Source organism: Streptomyces sp. NPDC002680 (assembly GCF_042889145.1).
In the GTDB taxonomy this organism is placed as follows: domain Bacteria; phylum Actinomycetota; class Actinomycetes; order Streptomycetales; family Streptomycetaceae; genus Streptomyces; species Streptomyces adonidis.
The window spans coordinates 178589-201142 of sequence record NZ_JBIAQP010000022.1 but is presented as its reverse complement, the minus strand read 5'-3'; the positions used below and the strand labels follow the sequence as shown (position 1 = coordinate 201142).

Annotated in this window: 17 protein-coding genes and 1 other RNA gene; 14 read left to right on the top strand and 4 right to left on the bottom strand. The window is 70.0% G+C overall.

The features are described 5' to 3' along the window. Positions 1-382 precede the first annotated feature (382 nt). The 4 genes from ACFYXF_RS43230 to ACFYXF_RS43215 all read left to right on the top strand — a co-directional run bounded on the left by ACFYXF_RS43230 (position 383) and on the right by ACFYXF_RS43215 (position 5949). A complete protein-coding gene (locus ACFYXF_RS43230) occupies positions 383-2146 on the top strand; it encodes a serine/threonine-protein kinase (protein WP_389358205.1) in 1764 nt (587 codons plus the stop codon). A gap of 279 nt (positions 2147-2425) precedes the next feature. Then, on the top strand, positions 2426-3688 hold the full coding sequence (locus ACFYXF_RS43225; protein ID WP_389358203.1) for a serine/threonine-protein kinase: 1263 nt from the start codon (positions 2426-2428) through the stop codon (positions 3686-3688). Between the two features lie 264 nt (positions 3689-3952). Further along, complete coding sequence (prfB, locus tag ACFYXF_RS43220; protein WP_389358201.1) at positions 3953-5059, top strand: peptide chain release factor 2; 1107 nt, start codon at positions 3953-3955, stop codon at positions 5057-5059. 278 nt (positions 5060-5337) lie between these two features. Beyond that, a complete protein-coding gene (locus tag ACFYXF_RS43215) occupies positions 5338-5949 on the top strand; it encodes a hypothetical protein (RefSeq protein ID WP_389358199.1) in 612 nt (203 codons plus the stop codon). An 83-nt stretch (positions 5950-6032) separates the two neighbouring features. Here the strand turns inward: ACFYXF_RS43215 and ACFYXF_RS43210 are convergent, their stop codons facing one another. Then, complete coding sequence (locus tag ACFYXF_RS43210) at positions 6033-6224, bottom strand: hypothetical protein (protein ID WP_235478254.1); 192 nt, start codon at positions 6222-6224, stop codon at positions 6033-6035. A 319-nt stretch (positions 6225-6543) separates the two neighbouring features. Between ACFYXF_RS43210 and ftsE the strand changes: the two genes are divergently transcribed. The 6 genes from ftsE to ACFYXF_RS43180 all read left to right on the top strand — a co-directional run bounded on the left by ftsE (position 6544) and on the right by ACFYXF_RS43180 (position 11920). Next, positions 6544-7233 (top strand): cell division ATP-binding protein FtsE, encoded by a 690-nt coding sequence (ftsE, locus tag ACFYXF_RS43205; protein WP_044472073.1) that lies wholly within the window; start codon positions 6544-6546, stop codon positions 7231-7233. A gap of 27 nt (positions 7234-7260) precedes the next feature. Next, positions 7261-8181 carry a permease-like cell division protein FtsX gene (gene ftsX / locus ACFYXF_RS43200; protein ID WP_389358196.1) on the top strand — a complete coding sequence of 307 codons (921 nt, stop codon included), beginning with the start codon at positions 7261-7263 and terminating at the stop codon, positions 8179-8181. 67 nt (positions 8182-8248) lie between these two features. Next, on the top strand, positions 8249-9427 hold the full coding sequence (locus tag ACFYXF_RS43195; RefSeq protein ID WP_389358194.1) for a S41 family peptidase: 1179 nt from the start codon (positions 8249-8251) through the stop codon (positions 9425-9427). Positions 9428-9484: 57 nt separating this feature from the next. After that, positions 9485-9967 carry an SsrA-binding protein SmpB gene (smpB, locus tag ACFYXF_RS43190; RefSeq protein WP_369035609.1) on the top strand — a complete coding sequence of 161 codons (483 nt, stop codon included), beginning with the start codon at positions 9485-9487 and terminating at the stop codon, positions 9965-9967. 98 nt (positions 9968-10065) lie between these two features. Beyond that, positions 10066-10468, top strand: a transfer-messenger RNA (tmRNA) gene (ssrA, locus tag ACFYXF_RS43185). 90 nt (positions 10469-10558) lie between these two features. Continuing rightward, positions 10559-11920: a HEAT repeat domain-containing protein gene (locus ACFYXF_RS43180; RefSeq protein ID WP_389358191.1), complete on the top strand. Its 1362-nt coding sequence runs from the start codon at positions 10559-10561 to the stop codon at positions 11918-11920. Between the two features lie 23 nt (positions 11921-11943). Here the strand turns inward: ACFYXF_RS43180 and ACFYXF_RS43175 are convergent, their stop codons facing one another. The 3 genes from ACFYXF_RS43175 to ACFYXF_RS43165 all read right to left on the bottom strand — a co-directional run bounded on the left by ACFYXF_RS43175 (position 11944) and on the right by ACFYXF_RS43165 (position 16699). After that, on the bottom strand, positions 11944-12957 hold the full coding sequence (locus tag ACFYXF_RS43175; protein WP_389358189.1) for a LacI family DNA-binding transcriptional regulator: 1014 nt from the start codon (positions 12955-12957) through the stop codon (positions 11944-11946). After that, positions 12957-15248, bottom strand: a complete 2292-nt coding sequence (yicI, locus tag ACFYXF_RS43170) for an alpha-xylosidase (RefSeq protein ID WP_389358187.1) — start codon at positions 15246-15248, stop codon at positions 12957-12959. Before yicI ends, ACFYXF_RS43175 begins: the two co-directional genes overlap by 1 nt. Before the next feature lie 74 nt (positions 15249-15322). Beyond that, positions 15323-16699, bottom strand: coding sequence for an MFS transporter (locus ACFYXF_RS43165; protein ID WP_389358185.1), 1377 nt, complete (start codon positions 16697-16699; stop codon positions 15323-15325). A gap of 83 nt (positions 16700-16782) precedes the next feature. On the opposite strand from ACFYXF_RS43165, the gene ACFYXF_RS43160 reads away from it, so the two are divergent. The 4 genes from ACFYXF_RS43160 to ACFYXF_RS43145 all read left to right on the top strand — a co-directional run bounded on the left by ACFYXF_RS43160 (position 16783) and on the right by ACFYXF_RS43145 (position 22479). Beyond that, positions 16783-17775: a LysR family transcriptional regulator gene (locus ACFYXF_RS43160; protein WP_389358183.1), complete on the top strand. Its 993-nt coding sequence runs from the start codon at positions 16783-16785 to the stop codon at positions 17773-17775. A gap of 469 nt (positions 17776-18244) precedes the next feature. Further along, positions 18245-18976, top strand: a complete 732-nt coding sequence (locus tag ACFYXF_RS43155) for a hypothetical protein (protein ID WP_389358181.1) — start codon at positions 18245-18247, stop codon at positions 18974-18976. 75 nt (positions 18977-19051) lie between these two features. Then, positions 19052-21241: a polysaccharide deacetylase family protein gene (locus tag ACFYXF_RS43150; protein ID WP_389358179.1), complete on the top strand. Its 2190-nt coding sequence runs from the start codon at positions 19052-19054 to the stop codon at positions 21239-21241. After that, a complete protein-coding gene (locus ACFYXF_RS43145; protein ID WP_389358177.1) occupies positions 21238-22479 on the top strand; it encodes an acyltransferase in 1242 nt (413 codons plus the stop codon). The genes ACFYXF_RS43150 and ACFYXF_RS43145 overlap by 4 nt, the downstream gene beginning before the upstream one ends. Positions 22480-22554: the final 75 nt, after the last annotated feature.

Genomic DNA, 22554 nt, shown 5'->3' with positions numbered 1-22554 from the left:
CCGCGGACTTCCCCCACCGCACACGAGCACGTCGGCCAGTACTGGAGGCATCCTCGCACCTGCCACTGACAACGCGCCCGCCCCCCACCCATAAGTGATCTTGAATGGTCACCTCTGCCCGCAAAAGTGCCTGACCAGTGAGCGACGGCTGTCCGATTCGGATCGGTTTGGTTATCGGTTTGAGATCGGTCACGTTCGGGATCCGGCAACCGAAGCGACCGAATCGGGCGTCTTTCCATCGAACATGTGCGGGAGGCCGTACGTAGCCGTACATGGACGGCGGCCGTTCCCAGGGGGTCCCGGGAACACGGCACTACAGTGGGTCGGAAACACCGTGTACGGGATGCGTGTACGGGATGTACGTACGCAAGGGAGCCATGACGTGCGGCCGGTAGGGAGCAAGTACCTCCTTGAGGAGCCGCTGGGACGCGGCGCCACAGGCACCGTCTGGCGTGCCCGCCAGAGGGAGACCGCGGGAGCCGAGGCCGCGGTGGCAGGCCAGCCCGGCGAGACCGTGGCGATCAAGGTCCTCAAGGAGGAGCTCGCCAACGACGCGGACATCGTGATGCGCTTCCTGCGCGAGCGGTCCGTGCTGCTGCGGCTGACCCACCCGAACATCGTCCGGGTACGGGACCTGGTGGTCGAGGGCGATCTGCTGGCGCTGGTCATGGACCTCATCGACGGTCCCGACCTGCACCGCTATCTGCGGGAGAACGGCCCCTTCACACCCGTCGCCGCCTCCCTCCTCACCGCCCAGATCGCCGACGCGCTCGCCGTCAGCCACGCCGACGGCGTCGTGCACCGGGACCTGAAGCCCGCCAACGTCCTGCTCATGCAGGACAACGGCCGGATGCACCCGATGCTCACCGACTTCGGCATCGCCCGCCTCGCCGACTCCCCGGGCCTCACCCGCACCCACGAGTTCGTCGGCACGCCCGCGTACGTCGCCCCGGAGTCCGCCGAGGGCCGACCGCAGACCTCCGCCGTCGACATCTACGGCGCCGGCATCCTGCTGTACGAGCTGGTCACCGGCCGTCCGCCGTTCGGCGGCGAGTCCGCCCTCGAAGTGCTGCACCAGCACCTCACCGCCGAGCCGCGCCGCCCGTCGACCGTGCCCGAACCCCTGTGGACGGTCATCGAGCGCTGCCTGCGCAAGAACCCGGACGAAAGGCCCAGCGCCGAGAACCTCGCGCGCGGGCTGCGTGTCGTCGCCGAGGGCATCGGCGTCCACTCCAACTCGATGCAGATCGCGGCGGCCGAGGGGGTCGTCCATCTGCTCGCCCCGGATCCGGCGCCGACCGCGGTGCCCGGGGCGGGCGACCCGACCCAGGTGCTGCCGCACGGCGGGGGAGCGCAGGGGGCGTACGACCCGAACGCCGCCACCAGCGTGCTGCCGCACACCGGGGGACCCGGTTCCATGGGTTCGGGCTCCATCGGCGCCGCCGACCCCACGGCCGTCATGCCGCCGGTGCCGCAGAGCCGTCCAGGAGGCCCTGGAAGCCCCGAGGAGCCGCACCCCTGGCAGAACCAGCTGCGCGCCGCCCGGGACCGCAACGAGCAGACGCAGATCCAGTACCTGGACCCCGGCGAGGACCCCCTGCGCCGCCGCCCCCAGCGACAGCCGGGCCGGCCGCCGCAGCAACAGCCCCAGCAGCCGCCGTACCAGCAGCAGCCGCCGTCGCGTCAGCAGCAGCGGGGGCCGCAGCCCGGATACGGGTACCAGCAGGGGCCGGGCCAACCGGTGCAGGGCCAGCCGCCCCAGCACCAGCAGTACGCGCCGCAGCATCAGCAGCAGCCGCCGCAGCGGTACGCGCCGCCCGCCCCGGCGCCCGCGCCGCAGCAGCCCCAGCGCCCGCAGCAGCCCGAGGGCCGGCCGCCGCGCGAGCCGAGGGAACCCCGCCAGCGCAGCGCCAACCCGATGAAGATCCCCGGGCTCGGCTGCCTCAAGGGGTGCCTGTTCACGATCGTCATCCTGTTCGTCGCCGCGTGGCTGATCTGGGAACTGAGCCCGCTGCAGGGGTGGATCGGCTCGACGAAGGGGTTCTTCGAGCAGATCGGTGACTGGATCGACACCGTCAGCGGGTGGATAGGGGATCTGGGCGGGGGCTCCGGCGGTTCCGGGGGTCCTGGGGGCGCCGGGAACTAGCACGCGCGCGTGCAGTAGCGGCTCCGGCCGGTGGTCTCACGGCGGTCCGGGCAATCCGGTGGTAGCCGGGGCAATTGAGGAGCAGCTGGGCTGTGCTCCGACTGTGATTCCGGTACGACTCTGGGGATTTGTCGACACCTGGCGGGTGATTTCCGTCCTGGCGGTGAAGGTTACGGCTCCGGACGCGTAGTTTTATCGGCTGAGGTCGAGGTCTCGTCGGCCGGGGGTCCCGGGGACCCGTGGCATAGCCGCTGGTGTTACGCGTCTGTAGGAGCAGTCTTGGCACGGAAGATCGGCAGCCGGTACACCGCCAACCAGATCCTGGGGCGGGGCAGCGCCGGCACGGTGTGGCTGGGCGAGGGACCCGAGGGGCCCGTCGCCGTCAAGCTGTTGCGCGAGGACCTGGCGTCGGACCAGGAGCTCGTCGGACGCTTCGTACAGGAGCGGACCGCGTTGCTCGGTCTCGAACACCCGAACATCGTGTCCGTACGGGACCTGGTGGTCGACGGGAACGACCTCGCGCTCGTCATGGACCTGGTGCGGGGTACGGACCTGCGCACCCGGCTCGACCGGGAGCGCCGCCTCGCACCCGAGGCCGCGGTCGCGATAGTGGCCGACGTCGCCGACGGGCTGGCGGCGGCGCACGCCGCCGGGGTCGTGCACCGCGACGTCAAGCCGGAGAACGTCCTGCTGGACATGCAGGGACCACTCGGCCCCGGCGGCTCGCACCCCGCCCTCCTCACGGACTTCGGCGTCGCGAAGCTCATCGACTCACCGCGGCGGACCCGGGCCACGAAGATCATCGGTACGCCGGACTACCTCGCCCCCGAGATCGTGGAAGGCCTGCCCCCACGCGCGGCGGTCGACATCTACGCGCTGGCGACGGTCCTGTACGAGCTGCTGGCCGGCTTCACGCCCTTCGGGGGCGGTCACCCGGGCGCGGTGCTGCGCCGGCATGTGACGGAGACGGTGGTCCCTCTCCCCGGGATCCCCGAGGAGCTGTGGCAGCTGCTCGTGCAGTGCCTGGCGAAGGCGCCGGCGTCCCGGCTGCGGGCGTCGGAGCTGGGGGTGCGGTTGCGGGAGCAGTTGCCGTTGCTGGTGGGGATGCCGCCGCTGGATGTGGACGAGCCGGAGTCGGAGGACGTGGGGGAGGGGCAGGGCGAGGGGCAGGTTTCTCAGGGCGAGGTGTACGACGAGGTTGCCGTGCCTGTGGGGGAGCGGGTGCGGAGGGGGGCGGTGCCTCTGGTGCGGGGGGCGAAGCCGGACTCGAACCGGGACACGCATACGTCGATGCGGGTGCCCGGGCCGGATGAGCTGGCGGGCGGGGCGCTGGGGACGGCCCGTGTACCGCGTCCGGCGGGCGCCCCGCGTCCTGGCTCGGCCAGGCATCGGGCGTCGGCGCGGCGGCGTCGGCTGACGCTGGGGGTTGCTGCGGTGGCTCTGGTGGCGGCGGTGGGGGTCGGGACGTGGCTGGCGACGTCGGGGGACGACGCGGGGGCGACCCCCCAGGACACGAAGAACTCGGCACCGGCGTCACCGTGAGGGGGTGTTTCTCGCCCCCGCCGCCCCTACCCGTTCCCATCCTTCTGGGGGCTGCGCCCCCAGACCCCCGCTGTCGGCCCTGAACGGGCCTTGTCCTCAAACGCCGGACGGGCTGAGTCAGTCAGCCCGTCCGGCGTTTGAGGACAAGGGGGGTCTGGGGGCGCAGCCCCCAGGGATGGGAACGGGTAGGGGCGGCGGGGGCGAGGAAAAGGCGGTTCGGCTGGGGGAAAGTCTGTCGCTCGGTGGAGCCGTTACGCTGGTGTCGTGGCAGTCGTCGATGTATCCGAAGAGCTCAAGTCCCTCTCCTCGACCATGGAGTCGATCGAGGCCGTCCTGGACCTCGACAAGCTGAGGGCAGATGTCGCCGTGCTCGAGGAGCAGGCGGCAGCGCCGTCCCTGTGGGACGACCCGGAGGAAGCGCAGAAGATCACCAGCAAGCTCTCCCACCTCCAGGCGGAGGTGAGGAAGGCCGAGGCGCTGCGCGGACGGATCGACGATCTGAGCGTGCTCTTCGAGATGGCCGAGGAGGAGGACGACCCGGACACCCGCGCCGAGGCCGAGACCGAGATGGCCTCCGTCAAGAAGGCGCTGGACGAGATGGAGGTCCGTACGCTGCTCAGCGGCGAGTACGACTCCCGTGAGGCCCTCGTCAACATCCGCGCCGAGGCCGGTGGCGTGGACGCCGCCGACTTCGCCGAGAAGCTCCAGCGGATGTACCTGCGGTGGGCCGAGCAGAAGGGCTACAAGACCGAGGTCTACGAGACCTCGTACGCGGAGGAGGCGGGTATTAAATCCACCACCTTCGCTGTCCAGGTGCCGTACGCCTACGGGACGTTGTCCGTGGAGCAGGGCACGCATCGCCTCGTGCGCATCTCGCCCTTCGACAACCAGGGGCGTCGCCAGACCTCCTTCGCCGGTGTCGAGATCCTGCCCGTCGTGGAGACGACCGATCACATCGAGATCGACGAGTCCGAGCTGCGCGTCGACGTCTACCGGTCCTCCGGTCCCGGCGGGCAGGGCGTCAACACCACCGACTCCGCTGTGCGGTTGACCCACATCCCCACCGGCATCGTGGTCTCCTGCCAGAACGAGCGGTCGCAGATCCAGAACAAGGCCACCGCGATGAACGTCCTCCAGGCCAAGCTCCTTGAGCGCCGCCGCCAGGAGGAGCAGGCCAAGATGAACGCCCTCAAGGGCGACGGCGGCAACTCCTGGGGCAACCAGATGCGTTCGTACGTCCTGCACCCGTACCAGATGGTCAAGGACCTGCGGACGGAGTTCGAAGTCGGCAACCCCGAGGCCGTGTTCAACGGCGAGATCGACGGCTTCCTCGAAGCCGGGATTCGCTGGCGCAAGCAGCAGGAGAAGTAAGGCCCACAGAGAACGCCTTATCGACAAAGCAACCGCCGCCAATCGGGCGGCGGTTGCTTTGCTTTACGTCACATTCACAGGGCCGATGTGCGGCAACGAGGGAACAAGCGGACATTGCGTACGCAACGACCTTGACGTTCCCTTGGAAAATCGGAAGGGTAACGCGCGGCATGCGTATCTCTGGGGCGCATGTGAACCGGGGGGTGCTCAACTCCCTGTCGATCACCGCCCCGAGCGCGGCTCCACTGATGAATTCAGCTACTGGGGGTAGCAGCCATATGACGAATAAGACGCGGATCCGGGTCGCGCGGATCGCGGCCGGAGCGGTGATCGCCGCCGGTGCGTCCTTCACCGCCGCGGGCATCGCCTCCGCCGACGAGTGCGACCTGGTCGTGGTCTGTGCCGGTACTCCGAGCCCGGACCCGGAACCGACCGCGACCGACACCGGCGTCCCGACGGATCCGGACCCCGAGCCCACCGTGGCCGACCCGACGCCCTCGGAGCCGGACCCGGAGCCCACCACGGCCGACCCGGAGCCCTCGGAGCCCGAGGAGCCCTCCACCGAGCCGAGTGAGCCCACCGAGGAGGACCCGACCGCGACGCCGACGGACGACGACGGCAGCGGCACGGGTGGCGACGACACCGACGGCGGCGGCAACAACGCCGACCCCGACGGTGGCTCCAACACCTCCACCCAGGAGGAGGGCTCCTCGGCCCTCACCGACACGGGCTCCGAGACCTCGGCCCAGGGTTCGGGCGACGAGCTCGCCGAGACCGGTGCCGCCGAGACGACCTTCCTGATCATCGGTGCGGCCACGATGATCGCCGGCGGTATCGCCTTCCGCGTCCTCCCGCGCCTCGTGGGCGGCCGTGGCGGCGCAGCGGCCTAGTAGCCGTACGTACACGCAAGGGCCCGGAGCGTCGTCGCTCCGGGCCCTTCGTGTGTTCCTCGTCCGGTCCGGTGACTGTCCGGCTATGCCGTCTGGTGCGCCACCAGCGCCAGAGCCGCGATCAGTATCGCCAGCAGCGCGATGAGCGCCATCGGGTTGAGCCCGGCGAACGGGTTCTCCTGCTGGAGCCGCTCGCGGTTCGCCCGGCAGACGGGACAGCGTCCCTCGCTCACGGGCGACGCGCAGTTCGCGCACACCAATCGGTCGTACGTCATGCGCCTTGCCCTCCTTGCGCCGCTTTCCCCTACACAACGCTTCCGGGAACGCAACCGTTCCCCGCTCCGTCCCTCCACTGTGCCAGGTTCCTCCGGAGGTCGCGCGGTTCGCTCCGGGGAGGGTGGCTTGTATTGTCTCGCGGCCGGCGGTTGTGTGTGGCTTGTCGCGCAGTTCCCCGCGCCCCTTTGTCGGGGCTACGCCCCGTACAAAAAGCCGCAACCACTCCCTAACCGTGACCGGAGCCTGCGCCGGGACACCCGGGTCGCGTATGGTCACGGTCGTCTGCCCCCGATGTCTCCGACGGCCTGTGGTGTATTCGTGATCCGATTCGACAGCGTCTCCAAGGTCTACCCCAAGCAGAACCACCCCGCCCTCAGGGATGTCACCCTGGAGGTCGAGAAGGGTGAGTTCGTCTTCCTCGTCGGGTCCTCCGGCTCCGGAAAGTCCACCTTCCTGCGGCTGATCCTCCGCGAGGAGCGCGCCAGTCACGGTCAGGTGCACGTCCTGGGCAAGGACCTCGCGCGCCTCTCCAACTGGAAGGTGCCGCAGATGCGGCGCCAGCTGGGGACGGTGTTCCAGGACTTCCGGCTGCTGCCGAACAAGACGGTCGCCGAGAACGTCGCCTTCGCGCAGGAGGTCATCGGCAAGTCCAAGGGCGAGATCCGCAAGTCCGTACCTCAAGTGCTCGATCTTGTCGGGCTGGGGGGCAAGGAGGAGCGGATGCCGGGTGAGCTGTCCGGTGGTGAGCAGCAGCGTGTCGCCATCGCGCGGGCCTTCGTGAACCGGCCCAAGCTGCTGATCGCCGACGAGCCGACCGGCAACCTCGACCCGCAGACCTCCGTCGGCATCATGAAGCTGCTCGACCGGATCAACCGGACGGGCACGACCGTGGTGATGGCGACGCACGACCAGAACATCGTGGACCAGATGCGCAAGCGCGTCATCGAGCTGGAGAAGGGCCGCCTCGTCCGTGACCAGGCGCGCGGCGTCTACGGCTACCAGCACTGACAGTCCCCCGAAAGGCTTGAGCACGCCATGCGCGCCCAGTTCGTACTGTCGGAGATCGGTGTCGGTCTCCGTCGCAATCTGACGATGACCTTCGCCGTCGTCGTCTCCGTCGCCCTGTCGCTCGCCCTGTTCGGCGGGTCGCTCCTGATGAGCGACCAGGTCAGCACGATGAAGGGCTACTGGTACGACAAGGTCAACGTCTCGGTGTTCCTCTGCAACAAGAGCGACGCCGAGTCCGACCCGAACTGTGCCAAGGGCGCGGTGACGAGCGACCAGAAGAAGCAGATCCTCGCCGATCTGGAGAAGATGAACTCGGTCGTGCAGAACGTCACGTACGAGTCCGCGGACGAGGCCTACAAGCACTACAAGGAGCAGTTCGGCGACTCCCCGCTGGCCAGTTCGCTCACCCCGGACCAGATGCAGGAGTCGTACCGGATCAAGCTCAAGGACCCGGAGAAGTACCAGGTCATCGCGACCGCGTTCGACGGGCGCGACGGGGTGCAGTCCGTGCAGGACCAGAAAGGCATCCTTGACAACCTGTTCGGGCTGCTGAACGGCATGAACTGGGCGGCCCGGGCCGTGATGGCGCTGATGCTCGTCGTCGCGCTGATGCTGATCGTCAACACCGTGCGTGTGTCCGCGTTCAGCCGTCGGCGTGAGACCGGGATCATGCGTCTCGTCGGCGCCTCCGGGTTCTACATCCAGGCGCCGTTCATCATGGAGGCCGCCGTCGCCGGGCTGATCGGCGGGGGTGTGGCCTGCGCCTTCCTGCTCGTCGCGCGGTACTTCATCATCGATCACGGGCTGGCGCTGTCCGAGAAGCTGAACCTGATCAACTTCATCGGCTGGGACGCCGTACTGACCAAGCTCCCGCTGATCCTCGCGACGAGTCTGCTGATGCCCGCGCTGGCGGCGTTCTTCGCGTTGCGCAAGTACCTGAAGGTGTGACGCATGCCAAGGGGGCCGTTCGGTCAACCGACCGTGCGGCCCTTCGCCTTGTCCTAGACTCACCCGCATGTCAGGCCGTGACCTGTTCGCACAGCCCCGCCGCGCAGGCCGCGGGGCGGCTCTGACGTTGCTGTTCGCCGGCGTCCTGGTCGCCGGTGCGGCCACCGGCTCGTTCCCCGAGCCCGCCGAGCGGAAGTCGGCCCTCCCGGACACGGCCCGCGCCGCCGCCCCCGCCGGGCACCACGAGGACGTCGCCGCCGCCGCTGCCGAGGCCATGGCCGACGGCAAGTCCCCCATGGAGGCCGCCGAGCGCGCGGTCAGCCGCAGCGGGGACCGCTGGGGGGCGGTGTACTCCCCGGGGGAGTACGAGGAGTTGGAGGAGGCCCTCGACGGCCAGTACACCGGCGTCGGGCTGTGGGCGCGGCGCGAGCGGGACGGCCGTATCGAGGTCACCAAGGTGCGGTCCGGGTCGCCCGCGGCCGTCGCCGGCATCCGCAGCGGAGACCGGCTGCGGAGCGTGGACGGCCAGGCGGTCGACGGCCGGCCGGTCACCGAGGTCGTCTCCTTACTGCGCGGTGACGCCCAGGGCGCCGCCGCCGGTACGACCGTCCGGCTCGGCCTGGAGCGCGGCACGCGCGCGTGGAGCGAGACCGTACGCCGGGCGCTGCTCTCCACGGACTCCGCGACCGTCCGGCAGGTCGCCGACAGCAAGGTCACCGTCATCAGGGTCGCCGCCTTCACCAAGGGCGTGGGGGACGTGGTCCGCACCGCCGTACGGCAGGCTCCCAGCGGCGCCGGGATCATCCTCGACCTGCGCGGCAACTCCGGCGGACTGGTCGACGAGGCCGTCACCGCCGCCTCCGCCTTCCTCGACGGCGGCCTGGTCGCCACGTACGACGTCAACGGCGAGCAGCGCGCCCTGCACGCCGATCCGGGCGGCGACACCACCAGACCCCTGGTCGCGCTCGTCGACGGCGGCACGATGAGCGCGGCCGAACTGCTCACGGGAGCCCTCCAGGACCGTGGCCGGGCGGTCGTCGTGGGCTCCAGGACCTTCGGCAAGGGCTCGGTGCAGATGCCGAGCCGGCTGCCCGACGGCTCCGTCGCCGAACTGACCGTCGGCCACTACCGCACCCCGTCGGGGCGCGGCGTCGACGGCGTCGGCCTCACACCCGACCTCGACGCCGACCGGGGAGCACTGGAGCAGGCGGAGACCGTGCTGAGCGGGCTGGGCGACCCCTCGTAGGCCCTTGGTAATCCCCTTTCCCGGTAGCGGGTTCCTAGTGCGAAAATGGTCAGCACTATGGCTAAGGAAAAAGGGCGGAAGCTGATCGCCCAGAACAAGAAGGCGCGGCACGACTACGCCATCATCGACACCTACGAGGCCGGTCTGGTCCTCACCGGTACCGAGGTGAAGTCGCTGCGTCAGGGACGGGCCTCGCTCGTCGACGGCTTCGTGCAGCTCGACGGGCACGAGGCGTGGCTGCACAACGTGCATGTGCCGGAGTACAGCCAGGGCACCTGGACCAACCACAGTGCCCGGCGCAAGCGGAAGCTGCTGCTGCACCGCGCGGAGATCGAGAAGCTGGAGTCCAAGTCGCAGGAGTCGGGTCACGCGATCGTGCCCCTCGCCCTGTACTTCAAGGACGGCCGGGCGAAGATCGAGATCGCGCTGGCGCGAGGCAAGAAGGAGTACGACAAGCGGCAGACGCTGCGGGAGAAGCAGGACCGGCGCGAGACGGACCGGGCGGTCTCGGCGGTGCGGCGCAGGCAGCAGCACGCGTAGCGCCGGTGGCGCGGGGAATTGGGTGGCATCGGCGCGCGTTGGTCACGTACGATGGCAACCGCACCCCACAGAGGGCGCATGGTTTGAAAAAACAACATGGGGATGATCGGTTTCGACAGCGGCTGTCGAAGCAGGTGAAGCGTGCCGAGGAAGCGGCCATGATCTCGTAAACCACAGGCCGAAAAAAATAATCGCCAATTCCAACAGCGATTCTCCCAAGCAGCAGTTCTCCCTCGCCGCCTGATCTCAGGTAGCGACGAGCCTGCTCCTTACTAAAGGGAGTGTCAGCCCGGGGGTGTTCCCGACCCGGATCCTGGCATCAGCTAGGGGACTAAACCTTGATCCCGGTCACGGGGTGAAGAGGGAAATCTAACAGTGACTGGGCCCGTCGGCGACTTGTTCGCGTGATTGCCGGGGCCGAGAAAAGCACAGCGAACTGCGCACGGAGAAGCCCTGATTCCGCACCGTTGGACGCGGGTTCGATTCCCGCCATCTCCACAATTCCCATGTTATGCAGTACCAAAGGCCCCGTCGCTTTCGAGCGGCGGGGCCTTTGGTGTGCGTGTCGGTTCGGAACGGGGGAGGACGAGGGTGGGAGAGAGCGCGCTCGACAGCCGCCTCAGGGCGGCGGTGCGAGCAGGGGACGCCGAGGCCGTGCGCGCCCTGTTGGAGCAGGGTGCCGATCCCGACACGCCGGCCACGGAGGGCGAGGCCGCGTTGCCGGTGCTGTGCGTGGCTGTCGCGGCGTACGACGCGGCGGTCGCCGAGGTGCTGGTGGAGGGCGGGGCGGATCCTGACCGGGTGTTGCCCGACGGGACTACTCCTCTGTGGCGTGCCGTTGACGGGGGTTCTCCGGCGGTCTTCTCGGCGGTGCTGGGCAAGGAGCCCCGGCTGCGGCTTCCGGAGGCGGACCGGGAACGGCTTCTCGCCCTCGCTCGGGGGTGGTACGAGACGGGTGCGGTCGAGGAGTCGCGGCGCCGCACGGGCACGCCGGGTCCGGTGGAGGCGGTTCTGGTCCAGGACGACGAGTACCACCACGTCGATCAGGTCTCGCTCGGCGGACTCGTCGTACGGGCGGGGCACGGGGCGATCCTGACCTCGCTGGAGTGGGCGTTCCGCATCCTGACCCCCGTCGACGAACTGATCGCCCGCGCCGTCGACCCGCCCGACGAGGACCATGTGAACTGGTCGACGGTCTGCTGGATTCTCACCCGGCGGCGCAGTTTCGAGACATGGTCGGCCGTGGTGGCCCATCGCCAAGACGCCGCCCCGGCACACCGCCGGTTCGTGCTCGACTATCTGTGGACGCGGGCGGTCGCCTCCGTAGGCGACCACTACTACGAGAAGCAGGAGAGCGGGTTCCTGGCCGCCTGGGCGGCGGAAGAGACGGACAGCGGGATGCTCGCGAAGGTGCTGGCCGTCTACACTGAGTACGACCATCAGGGCCAGGAGGCCATCGGGCTCCGGTACGCCGACCACCCCGAACCCTGCGTACGCCGCGAAGTGCCCTACGCCCTCTCGTTGAACGGCGTCCCCCGCACCCCTGCGGCCGGGGCCGCGTTGCTCGCCCTCACCCGTGACCCGGACGCCGAGGTACGGATGAGAGCGTGCCAGGGGGGTATGGGCGACGACAGCCTTCTCCCGGAGATCACCCAGGCGCTGCTTCTCCTGGCCGAGGACCCGGACGCGGACACGCGGGGTGCGGCCGCGGTGACACTCGCCGGCTCTCGAATCCGCACGCCCGCGGTCGCCGCCGCCTTGGTGGCGCTGCTCGGCCACGACAACCAACTCGTGCGCCTGGAAGCCGCCCACGGTCTCGCCGTGCGCGACGATCCGCGCACCGACGAGGCGATCGAACGGGTGGGGCCCCTCGGCTCCGGATTCGAGCACGACCACCGGGCCAGTGCGCTTTGGTTGCGGCAGTGGCGGAAGAAGAACCCGATCGATACGTGAGCGGGGGCGCGGAATTACGAGGGTCAAGGCGCCGCCCGCACCACCGTGCTCGCCCGCTCCGTCATCCGTGGTGGCAGGAGTGTCGTCTCCGGGGTGTGGCCCGTGCCGTTCAGTTTTCTCATCAGGAGGTCCACCGCCCGGGCCCCCACCTCCGCCGCCGGTACGGCGACCGACGTGACCGGGACGGGCAGGTTCTCGGCCAGGTCGTCCGGGCAGATCGCGGTGACGGAGAGGTCGCCGGGGACTCGTAGGCCGAGGTCTTCGAAGGCGTCGATCAGGGGTTCCAGGATCGCCTCGTTGTGGACGACGACCCCCGTCAACGCCGGGTGCTCGCGCAGGAGTTGCTCCGCCACCACCCGTGCTCCGGCCGGGGTCGGCTCGCAGGGGTGCACCGAGGACGACAGCCCGCTCCGGTCCGCCGCGGCCGTGAACCCCTGGACCACGCGCTGGGCGAACGCGGTCCGGCGTACGTACACGGCGGGTGGTGAGCCGATCAGGGCGATCACCCGGTGTCCCAGGGCCGCCAGCCGCTCCACGCACAGCTCGCCCGCCGCCTTGAAGTCCAGGTCGATACAGGTCAGGCCGGCCGGGTCGGAGGGGAGACCGATCAGGACCGACGGCAGGTCCAGCGCGCGCAGCAACGGCAGCCGGGGGTCGTCGAGTTGGACGTCCATCACGATCAGCGCGTCGGCCTGTGCCGTGTCCGCCACGCGGCGCAGACCGTCCTCGCCCTCCTCCTGGGTGAGGAGCAGGACGTCGTGGTCGTGGCGGCGCGCGGCCGTCACCACGGACACCGCGAACCGCATGACCACCGGGACATGGATGCCCGCCCGTAACGGCACGACCAGCGCCAGTACGTTGGATCTGCTGCTCGCCAGGGCGCGGGCGCCCGCGTGGGGGCGGTAGCCGAGTTCCTTGATGGAGCGGTTGACGCGCTGCCGGGTCTCCTCGGAGATCGGGCGCTTGCCGCTGAGGGCGTACGAGACCGTGCTCGGGGAGACCCCGGCATGCCGTGCCACATCGGTGATCTTCACCATCACTCGCCTCCCGACTCGACCGACGACCCCTGCACACCTGGTCCCAGCTCCACGGTCAGGAACCCGGTGCCTGCCCTCGCCCGCACCTCGCGTCCGCCCGCCACCAGTCCCCACGGCGCCGACGGATCGCCGCACGAGGCCCGCAGGGTGTCGCCCTCGCGGACCACCGTGAACGTCAAGTCGCCTACGGGGACTGTCACTTGGGCGCCCCGCTCCAGGCCGTACGCGTGCAGGGTGACCCCGTCGGCGTACGGGTAGTCGGGGCGGTCGTCCACCGCGCCGACCGGGATCACCGCACCGGGGCGTACGAGCAGCGGCACGCTGTCGAAGCCGTGGCGCTCCTTCACCCAGCGGGGGCCGGTGACCGTGCGGCCGGTCAGGAAGTGGGTCCACTCGCCCTCGGGGACGTAGTACGAGACGTCCCCCTCGTCGCTGAACACCGGCGCCACCAGCAGGTCCGGGCCGAGCATGAACTGCCGTTCCAGGTGGGCGCATCCGGGGTCGTCCGGGAACTCCAGGACCATCGCGCGCATCATCGGGACGCCCTCCGCGCTCGCGGTGCGGGCGGCCTCGTAGAGGTAGGGCATGAGGCGGAGCTTCAGCCTGGTGAACAGCCGCAGGACGTCCACGGCCTCCTCGTCGAACAGCCACGGCACCCGGTAGGAGGAGCTGCCGTGCAGCCGGCTGTGGGAGGAGAGCAGGCCGAAGGCCACCCAGCGTTTGAAGAGCGCGGGGCTCGGCGTGCCTTCGAAGCCGCCGATGTCGTGGCTCCAGTAGCCGAACCCGGAGAGCCCGAGGGAGAGTCCGCCGCGCAGCGACTCCGCCATCGACTCGTACGTTGCCTCGCAGTCGCCGCCCCAGTGCACCGGGAACTGCTGGCTGCCGGCCGTCGCCGAACGCGCGAACACGACCGCCTCCCCTTCGCCGCGGTGCTTGCGCAGCACGTCGAAGACGGTCCTGTTGTAGAGGTACGTGTAGTAGTTGTGCATCCGCTCCGGGTCCGAGCCGTCGGCGAACTCCACGTCCAGCGGCACCCGTTCACCGAAGTCGGTCTTGAAGCAGTCGACGCCCTGCGCGAGAAGCGCCTCCAGTTTCGCCGCGTACCAGTCGCGGGCCGCCGGACTGGTGAAGTCGACCAGGGCCATGCCCGGTTGCCACAGGTCCCACTGCCACACACTGCCGTCCGGTCGGCGGAGCAGATGGCCAAGTGCCTTGCCCTCGGCGAAGAGTGGGGAGCGCTGGGCGATGTACGGGTTGATCCAGACGCTGATGTGCAGCCCCTTCGACTTCAGTCGCTGGAGCATGCCCTCGGGGTCGGGGAACACCCGGGGATCCCACTGGAAGTCGCACCAGTTGAACTCGCGCATCCAGAAACAGTCGAAGTGGAAGACGGAGAGCGGGAGTTCACGCTCCCGCATGCCCTCGATGAACGACGTCACCGTCTCCTCGTCGTAGGACGTGGTGAAGGACGTCGACAGCCACAGGCCGAACGACCACGGGGGCGGCAGCGACGGGCGGCCGGTCAGGGCCGTGTACTTGCGGAGGATGTCCTTCGGGGTCGGGCCGTGGATGACGTAGTACGTCAACTGCTGTGTCTCGGCGCTGAATTGGACACGGGACACCGCCTCGGAGCCGACCTCGAAGGAGACCCGGCCGGGATGGTCGACGAAGACTCCGTAGCCCGCGTCCGTGAGATAGAACGGCACGTTCTTGTACGCCTGTTCCGTCGCCGTGCCGCCGTCCGCGTTCCACATGTCGACGACCTGGCCGTTCTTGACCAGCGGCCCGAAGCGTTCGCCGAGGCCGTAGACGCTGGTCCCGACCCCCAACCCCAGCTGCTCGCGCAGGTAGTGGGCCCCGGTCGTCGCGTCCCGCATGATGCCCATGCCCTTGGGGCCGCTGCTGGTGAGGACACGGCCGTGGGCGAGGAAGTCGACATGCCAGGGGGTGGTACGGCTGACCCGGATCGAGAGGGTGCCTGAGGTCAGGGTCGCGTGCTCGTCGTCGTACTCCGTGTGTGCTGTCAACTCCTCTCTCCGCAGTTCGAATTGGGGGCTCTGCGGCTGCTCGCCCTGGAAGTGGGTGAAGGTGACGCCGATGACGTCGGGCATCGGGGCGTGCGCGCTGATCGTCACGACCGGTCCCTTCAGCAGGTCGCCGCGGTGGCGGATGGGCTGGGTCGGCGCGTGGATGTCCAGCGTGCCGTCGGCGTCCGTCACATCGAGGACCTCGACCGGGTGGGCGGCGGTGACACCCTCGCGCAGCAGCCAGTAGCCGTCGGTGAACTTCACAGCCGTACCCCTTTGTGCCCCGTGTGGCGTCGAAGCGCTTCGACGGGCGAAGGTATGTGTGGCGTGTGAACGAGTCAATGGGGTGCGCGCGAATTGGCCCGGCGGGCCGTGGCCAGCGACAGCAGCAGCGCGCTCGCCGCCGCCGCGACCGGAACGCCGTACCCGGCCGTGGCCGACACGTGTTCCGCCGCCCAGCCGCCGGCCGCCGAACCGCAGGCGATGCCGCCGAGGAGACCGGTCACCGCGAGGGTCATGCCCTCGTTGAGGCGGCCCTCGGGGGTGCGGCTCTGGACCAGGGTCATGTTCGTGATCATCGTGGGCGCGGTGGCCATCCCGGCCACGAGCAGCGCGCCCGCGAGGACGAGGAGCGAACCGGTCAGGGCGGCGGCGAGCAGGGGAAACGTCATCAGGACCGTCATCGCGGCCAGACACCAGGGGTGGCGCCGCTCGGCGGACCCGGCCGGCCGCAGCGCCCCGTACAGCAGACCGGCCGCGCACGATCCGGCCGCCTGGAGGGCGAGTACGGCACCGGCGGCCGCCCTGTGCCCCCGCTCGTCCGCGAAGGCGATCGTGACGACCTCCATCGACCCGAACACCGCGCCCGTGGCCAGGCATACGGCGAGCAGTGGGCGCATCCCGGGGGCGCGCAGCGGAGACGTCCCCCGCGTGTGAAGCCCTTCGACGCGAGGCCGGACGGGCGGCTCGGTCGACCGCTGGGCCGCGAAGAGGAGCACACCCGTCATCATCAGCACTGCCCCGACCAGCGTGCCCGCCTCCGGGAACAACGCCCCGCAGAGGAAGGCCGCCAGGACCGGGCCGAGCATGAAACACAGCTCGTCGGCGGCCTGTTCGAAGGAGTTGGCGGTGTGCAGCGCTTCCTTGTCGCCCTTCTCGTCGCCGTCCAGGAGGTGGGCCCAGCGGGCGCGTGACATACCGCCCGTGTTGGGGGTCGTGGCGGTGGCGGCGTACGCGGCGAAGAGGGTCCAGTCGGGGGCGCCGTGGTGCACGCACAGGAGCAGGGCCAGGGAGCCGAGGGCGGCAAGTGCCGTGGCCGGTACGGCGATTCGGGCCTGGCCGTACCGGTCGACGAGCCGTGCGGTCCAGGGGGCGACCACGGCTGTCGCGGCGAGCCCGGTCGCGGTGACGGCTCCGGCGAGGGCGTACGAGCCGCGCGAACCGGCGATCATGATGACCGCGCTCACGCTGAACATGCCCATGGGCAGCCGGGCGATCAGGTTCCCGGCGGTGAAGGCGCGGGTGCCGGGGACGGTGAAGAGACGGCGGTACGGGCCGGGCGGGCGCCGGGCGGACCTCGTACGGGGGCCGAAGTCGGCGATGACCAGGGTGTCCTGGGTGACTGCGGGGAGTGGTCGGGGGCGGGTTTCCGGGTGAGGTGCGAGGCGGGGTTGGAGTCGGGGTCCGGGGCGTGGTCGAGGGGATGACTGCGGCATGCGTCCACCGTCGACCCGAGTCGATCACCGGGTCCAACACCTGTTCCCGACCCATTCACGCACTCCTGTTGTAGGTTCGCCGGATGCCCGCGCCCGCCTCGCACCACTCCGCCCCGCACCACCTCGACCCCCGTCTCCTGCGCGCCTTCGTCACCGTCGCCGAGGAGCTGCACTTCACTCGCGCCGCCGCCCGCCTCTACGTGGCCCAGCAGGCGCTGAGCCGTGACATCCGGCGCCTGGAACGGGAGTTGGGCGTCGATCTCTTCGTACGGTCGACCCGGCGGGTGACGCTGTCGGCCGACGGGGAGCGGCTGTTGCCGTACGCCCGGCGGGTGTTGGCCGCCCACGACGAGCTGCTGGCCGCCTTCGGGGAGGCCCGGCCGCTGCTGGTCGATCTGAACTCGCCGGGGCTGGTGACCGGGCGGCGGGTGCTGCACCGGGCGCGTGAACTCGCCCCGGAGTGCGAGCTGATGGCCCGGTTCGAGAGCGGACTCGCCTTCGCGGCGGGGGAGTTGCTCGCGGGCCGGCTCGACGCGTCGTTCGGACGGTTCGCGGGCCTGGATCCGGTGCTGCGGGCCCAGCTGGACCAGCAGCCCGTGCGCTACGAGCCGATGGCGGTCGTGCTGCCCGAGGACCACCGGCTGGCGGCGCTGCCCGAGGTGCCGCTGGCCGCGCTGGCGGGGGAGACCGTGTACGCGGGTGCGGGAAACCCCCGTACAACGGAGTGGACCGATCTCGCACGTCAACTTTTCGACGGGCGCGGGATCGACATCGCGCCACCCGCTCCGCTTGCCGTGGGCGACGAGGAGTTCGAGCGGATCATGGCCAAGATGCGGAGTCCGATTCTCGCCGTGGTGGATTTTCCGGCCCTGACTCGAACAGTGTTGCGACCGTTGGTCGACCCTGTCCCGTTCTCGCCCGTGTCGTTGGTGTGGCGGAGGGGGCTGTCGCATCCGGGAATCGACGCCCTTCGGCAGGCTGCGGCTCGGCTCGCGAGTGAGGAGGGGTGGCTGCGTAGGCCGGTGGACGGTTGGATTCCGGCCATCGATCTCAATATCATTTCGGCCCAGAAGTAACACATGGCAAACACGGCACCTCCATGTGCGCTACATTCGAGGCCCGGGTGCAGTGTGATAAATGGGGGCGCTCGGACCGGATGGGGGTCCGGTTCGAACATGGATGTACGAATAACCCGGAATCGTACGCGCACCCGAAAGTTCCCGTGGGGGGATGTGCGTGCGTGTGAAGAAGTGGCGTGAAGACGCCCAACCGGAGTGGCCCGACAGCGAGGCCGAGTCCGGAACCCAACAGCTTCCCGGAGTCGCTCCGGGCGGCACCGGCCCTGTTCCCCGGCAGAGACACGCCGGGGCACCGGCGCGCCCCGGGCGAGCCGGAGGCAGAGGCGCGCATGCCCAACCGCGTCAGGGCGGAAGCGGACCGACGGAACCGGGCGGGCCGACCGGCCCGGCCGATTCGATCGCGTCGCTCTCCAACCGTCCCTGGGAGAACACCGCGGAGGCCGGTCACACCCACGACCCGCACGAGGTGACCGTCCAGCTCGACGGCGTCGGCCGGCAGCTCGAGGAACTCCTCGTACGGCAGGCCAAGGAGGGCGCGGACGCCGGTGCGGGTGACGGCCCCGTCTTCGTCGACGAGACCGGTCGCCGCAGCCGCCGCTACCGCCGGATAGGGATCGTCGTGGGCATCGCCTGCGCCGTGTACGCCGTCGTCATCGTCGGCACCCTGCTCTCCGGCAACTCGGACGCGCCCTGGCTGCCGGTACCGGGCCAGCAGGACGAGCAGCCGGCGGGCAAGGTCGACACCTCGCCGCTGCCCGCCGATTCGGCGCTGCCGTCGGACTCGGCCGGGGTCACACCGACCCCGGAGGCGTCGGTCAGCTCGGGGGTCACGCCGTCGCAGGGGAGCACCGCCGTCACGCCGGGCGCCTCGTCCAGCGCCTCGAACCCCGGCCCGTCCGTCGAGCCCAAGCCCTCGTCCAGCGCCACCGTGCCCGGCCCGGGAACCACGTCGAGCGACCCGGACCCCGAGCCGTCCGCAACGGTGTCCAACTCGCCCGAGCCGAGCCCGTCGGAGACCGGCGGTTCCTCGCCCGATCCGTCGGAGTCACCGGCCACGGACGGCGGCGCGGACGGTGGCACGGTCGCCGGCGGTGCGACCGACCCGACCCCGATCGCCGAGAGCCCGGCCGAACCGAGTGCCACCGGCTCCGCCGGCGACCCGGTCTCCGCGTCGGAACCGGCGACCACGACGGCCTGACCACCCTCCGCCCCGCTGACCGCTGACTTCGTTCCGTTCTGATCTGATCTCCTCGTCCCCGGAGAACCACCTCTGATGGCATCTCGCACCCGCCGCCACGGCGCCCGGAACGGCGCCGCCCGGCGCCGACGGCTGCCCATGCGCCTGCTGCTGCCCTCGCTCATCCTGGTCGCCCTGATGGCGATGCTGATGCTGCGCGGATACGTGCACAGCGAAATCCTCGCCGACCACCGCATCCAGACCGAGGCCTCCGCCGACCGGGTGCCGGAGAAGATCCTGGAGGGCGGGCCGGTCATCGACACCAGAAGCGGCCAGGCCACCAGTCTGCAGATGCCCGACCACCGCCTCGTCCTCACGTTCGACGACGGCCCGGACCCCGAGTGGACCCCGAAGGTCCTGGACGTCCTGAAGAAGTACGACGCGCACGCCGTCTTCTTCGTCACGGGCACCATGGCCTCGCGCTACCCGGAACTCGTACGGCGGATGGTGGACGAGGGGCACGAGGTGGGGCTGCACACCTTCAACCACCCCGACCTCTCCCTCCAGTCGAAGAAGCGGATCGACTGGGAGCTGTCCCAGAACCAGCTGGCGCTCGCCGGCGCGGCGGGCATCCGCACGTCGCTGTTCCGGCCGCCGTACTCCTCCTTCGCCGACGCCATGGACAACAAGTCGTGGCCGGTCACCGAGTACATCGGCAAGCGCGGCTACATCACCGTCGTCAACAACACGGACAGCGAGGACTGGCGCAAGCCGGGTGTCGACGCGATCATCCGCCAGGCCACCCCCAAGGGCGGCAAGGGCGCGATCGTCCTCATGCACGACTCCGGCGGCGACCGGCACCAGACCGTCGAGGCCCTGGACCGCTTCCTGCCCGACATGAAGAAGAAGGGGTACGAGCTCCAGAACCTCACCGAGGCCCTGGACGCGCCCAGCGCGCACACCCCGGTCGCGGGCGTCGAACTGGCCAAGGGCAAGGCGTGGACCTTCCTGGTCCGGGCCTCCGACGGGATCACCTCCGTACTGGTCGTCGGTCTGGCGATCATCGGCGTCCTCGTGTTCGCCCGCTTCGGCCTGATGCTGCTGCTCTCCGTCCTGCACGCCCGCCGCACCCGCCGCCCCGACTTCAGCTGGGGCCCGCCGATCACCGAACCGGTGTCGGTGCTGGTCCCGGCGTACAACGAGGCCAAGTGCATCGAGGCCACCGTGCGGTCACTGATGCGGAGCGAGCATCCCATCGAGGTGATCGTCATCGACGACGGGTCGAGCGACGGCACGGCCCGCATCGTCGAGAACATGGGCCTGCCGAACGTACGCGTGGTGCGCCAGCTCAACGCGGGCAAGCCCGCCGCCCTCAACAGAGGTGTGGCGAACGCCCGTTACAACCTGATCGTGATGATGGACGGCGACACGGTCTTCGAGCCGGGCACCGTCCGTGAACTCGTCCAGCCGTTCGGCGACCCGCGCGTGGGCGCCGTCGCAGGCAACGCCAAGGTCGGCAACAAGGACTCCCTGATCGGCGCCTGGCAGCACATCGAGTACGTGATGGGCTTCAACCTGGACCGCCGTATGTACGACGTCCTGGGCTGCATGCCGACGATCCCCGGCGCGGTGGGCGCGTTCCGCCGCTCGGCCCTGAAGCGGGTCGGCGGGATGAGCGACGACACGCTCGCAGAGGACACCGACATCACGATGGCCCTGCACCGCGACGGCTGGCGGGTCGTGTACGCGGAGAACGCCCGCGCCTGGACCGAGGCCCCGGAATCCGTCCAGCAGCTCTGGTCCCAGCGCTACCGCTGGTCGTACGGCACCATGCAGGCGATCTGGAAGCACCGCCGCTCCGTGATCGAACGGGGTCCCTCGGGCCGCTTCGGCCGCGTCGGCCTCCCGTTCGTCTCTCTCTTCATGGTGGTGGCCCCGCTGCTGGCCCCCCTGATCGACGTGTTCCTGCTCTACGGGCTGGTGTTCGGCCCGACCGAGAAGACCGTCTTCGCCTGGCTGGGCGTCCTGGCCGTCCAACTGATCTGCGCGGCCTACGCGTTCCGCCTCGACCGCGAGAAGATGACCCACCTGATCTCACTGCCCCTGCAACAGATCCTCTACCGCCAGCTCATGTACGTCGTCCTGCTCCAGTCCTGGATCACCGCCCTCACCGGCGGCCGGCTGCGCTGGCAGAAGCTGCGGCGCACCGGAGTCGTCGGCTCGGCCCCCGACGCCGTACCGGCCGCCCGGACGAGCGGCAGCGACAACAGGAGGCCCGTGGGATGACCCAGCCACCCCCGGCGACGGACGCGACGTCCTCGCCGACGTACGACATCCCCCTCCAGCAGACGGCGGACGAACCGCCCGCCGCAGCCCCGGCGAAGAAGCCCGGCCGCGACCGCTACCTGGACCTGCTCCGCAGCATCGCCCTGGTCCGAGTGGTCGTCTACCACCTGTTCGGCTGGGCGTGGCTGACGATCCTGTTCCCCTCCATGGGCGTGATGTTCGCGCTGGCGGGCTCGCTGATGGCCCGCTCCCTGAAGCGCCCGGCGCTCGGGGTCATCAGGGGCCGGATCAGGCGCCTGCTGCCCCCGCTGTGGGCGTTCAGCGCGGTGGCGCTGACGCTGATGTTCATCGGCGGCTGGAATCCGACCAAGGATCCCGACCACGGCGGCACCTGGGGTCTGGTCGAACTCCTCAACTACATCGTCCCGATCGGCGCCCCGCCCTACCCCTGGAGCCTCGGCTCCAAGTCGGGCGTGCTGGAGAACACCTGGGCGGTCCAGGCGGCGGGCCCGCTCTGGTACCTGCGGGCCTATCTGTGGTTCGTGATCGCCTCGCCGCTCCTGCTGTGGGCGTTCCGTCGGCTCCCGTGGGCGACGCTGCTCGCCCCGCTGGCCCTGACGGCGGTGGTCGGCACGGGCCTGGTGAAGATCCCCGGGGAGACCGGCAACGCGGTGACGGACTTCGCGATGTTCGGCGGCTGCTGGGTGCTGGGCTTCGCCCACCACGAGGGTCTGCTGAAGAAGATCCCGCGCTATCTGTCCGTGTCCGGCGCGGCCCTGCTCATGGCTTTCGGCATCTGGTGGGCCTCGGGCCACAAGGGCCCCGACGGCTGGGACCTCAACGACATCCCGCTCGCCCAGGCGACCTGGTCCTTCGGGTTCGTGGTGATCCTGCTCCAGTACTCCCCGTCGTGGCAGGAACTGCCGGGCCGCCTGGCGAAGTGGGACAAGCTGGTCACCCTCTCCAACAACAGGGCCGTCACGATCTATCTGTGGCACAACCTCCTGATCATGGCCACGGTTCCCCTGATCGACCGCCTGTACGAACTCCCCTTCATGAACGAGGGGATGGTGTCCGCGCTGGACACGACGTACAACCTGTGGATGTTCGTCCTGGTCTGGCCCCTGATCGGCCTGACGATCCTGTCCCTGGGCTGGATCGAGGACGTGGCCGCCAAGCGAAGCCCACGGCTGTGGCCTAACGGGGCGAAGCGTGGGGGAGGGCGACGGAAGGGTTGAGGGAGGGGGCGCGGGAACGGCCCGGCACGCTGACGGGTGCCGGGCCGCTCTGTGTCGCGTGCACGCGGTGAAAGT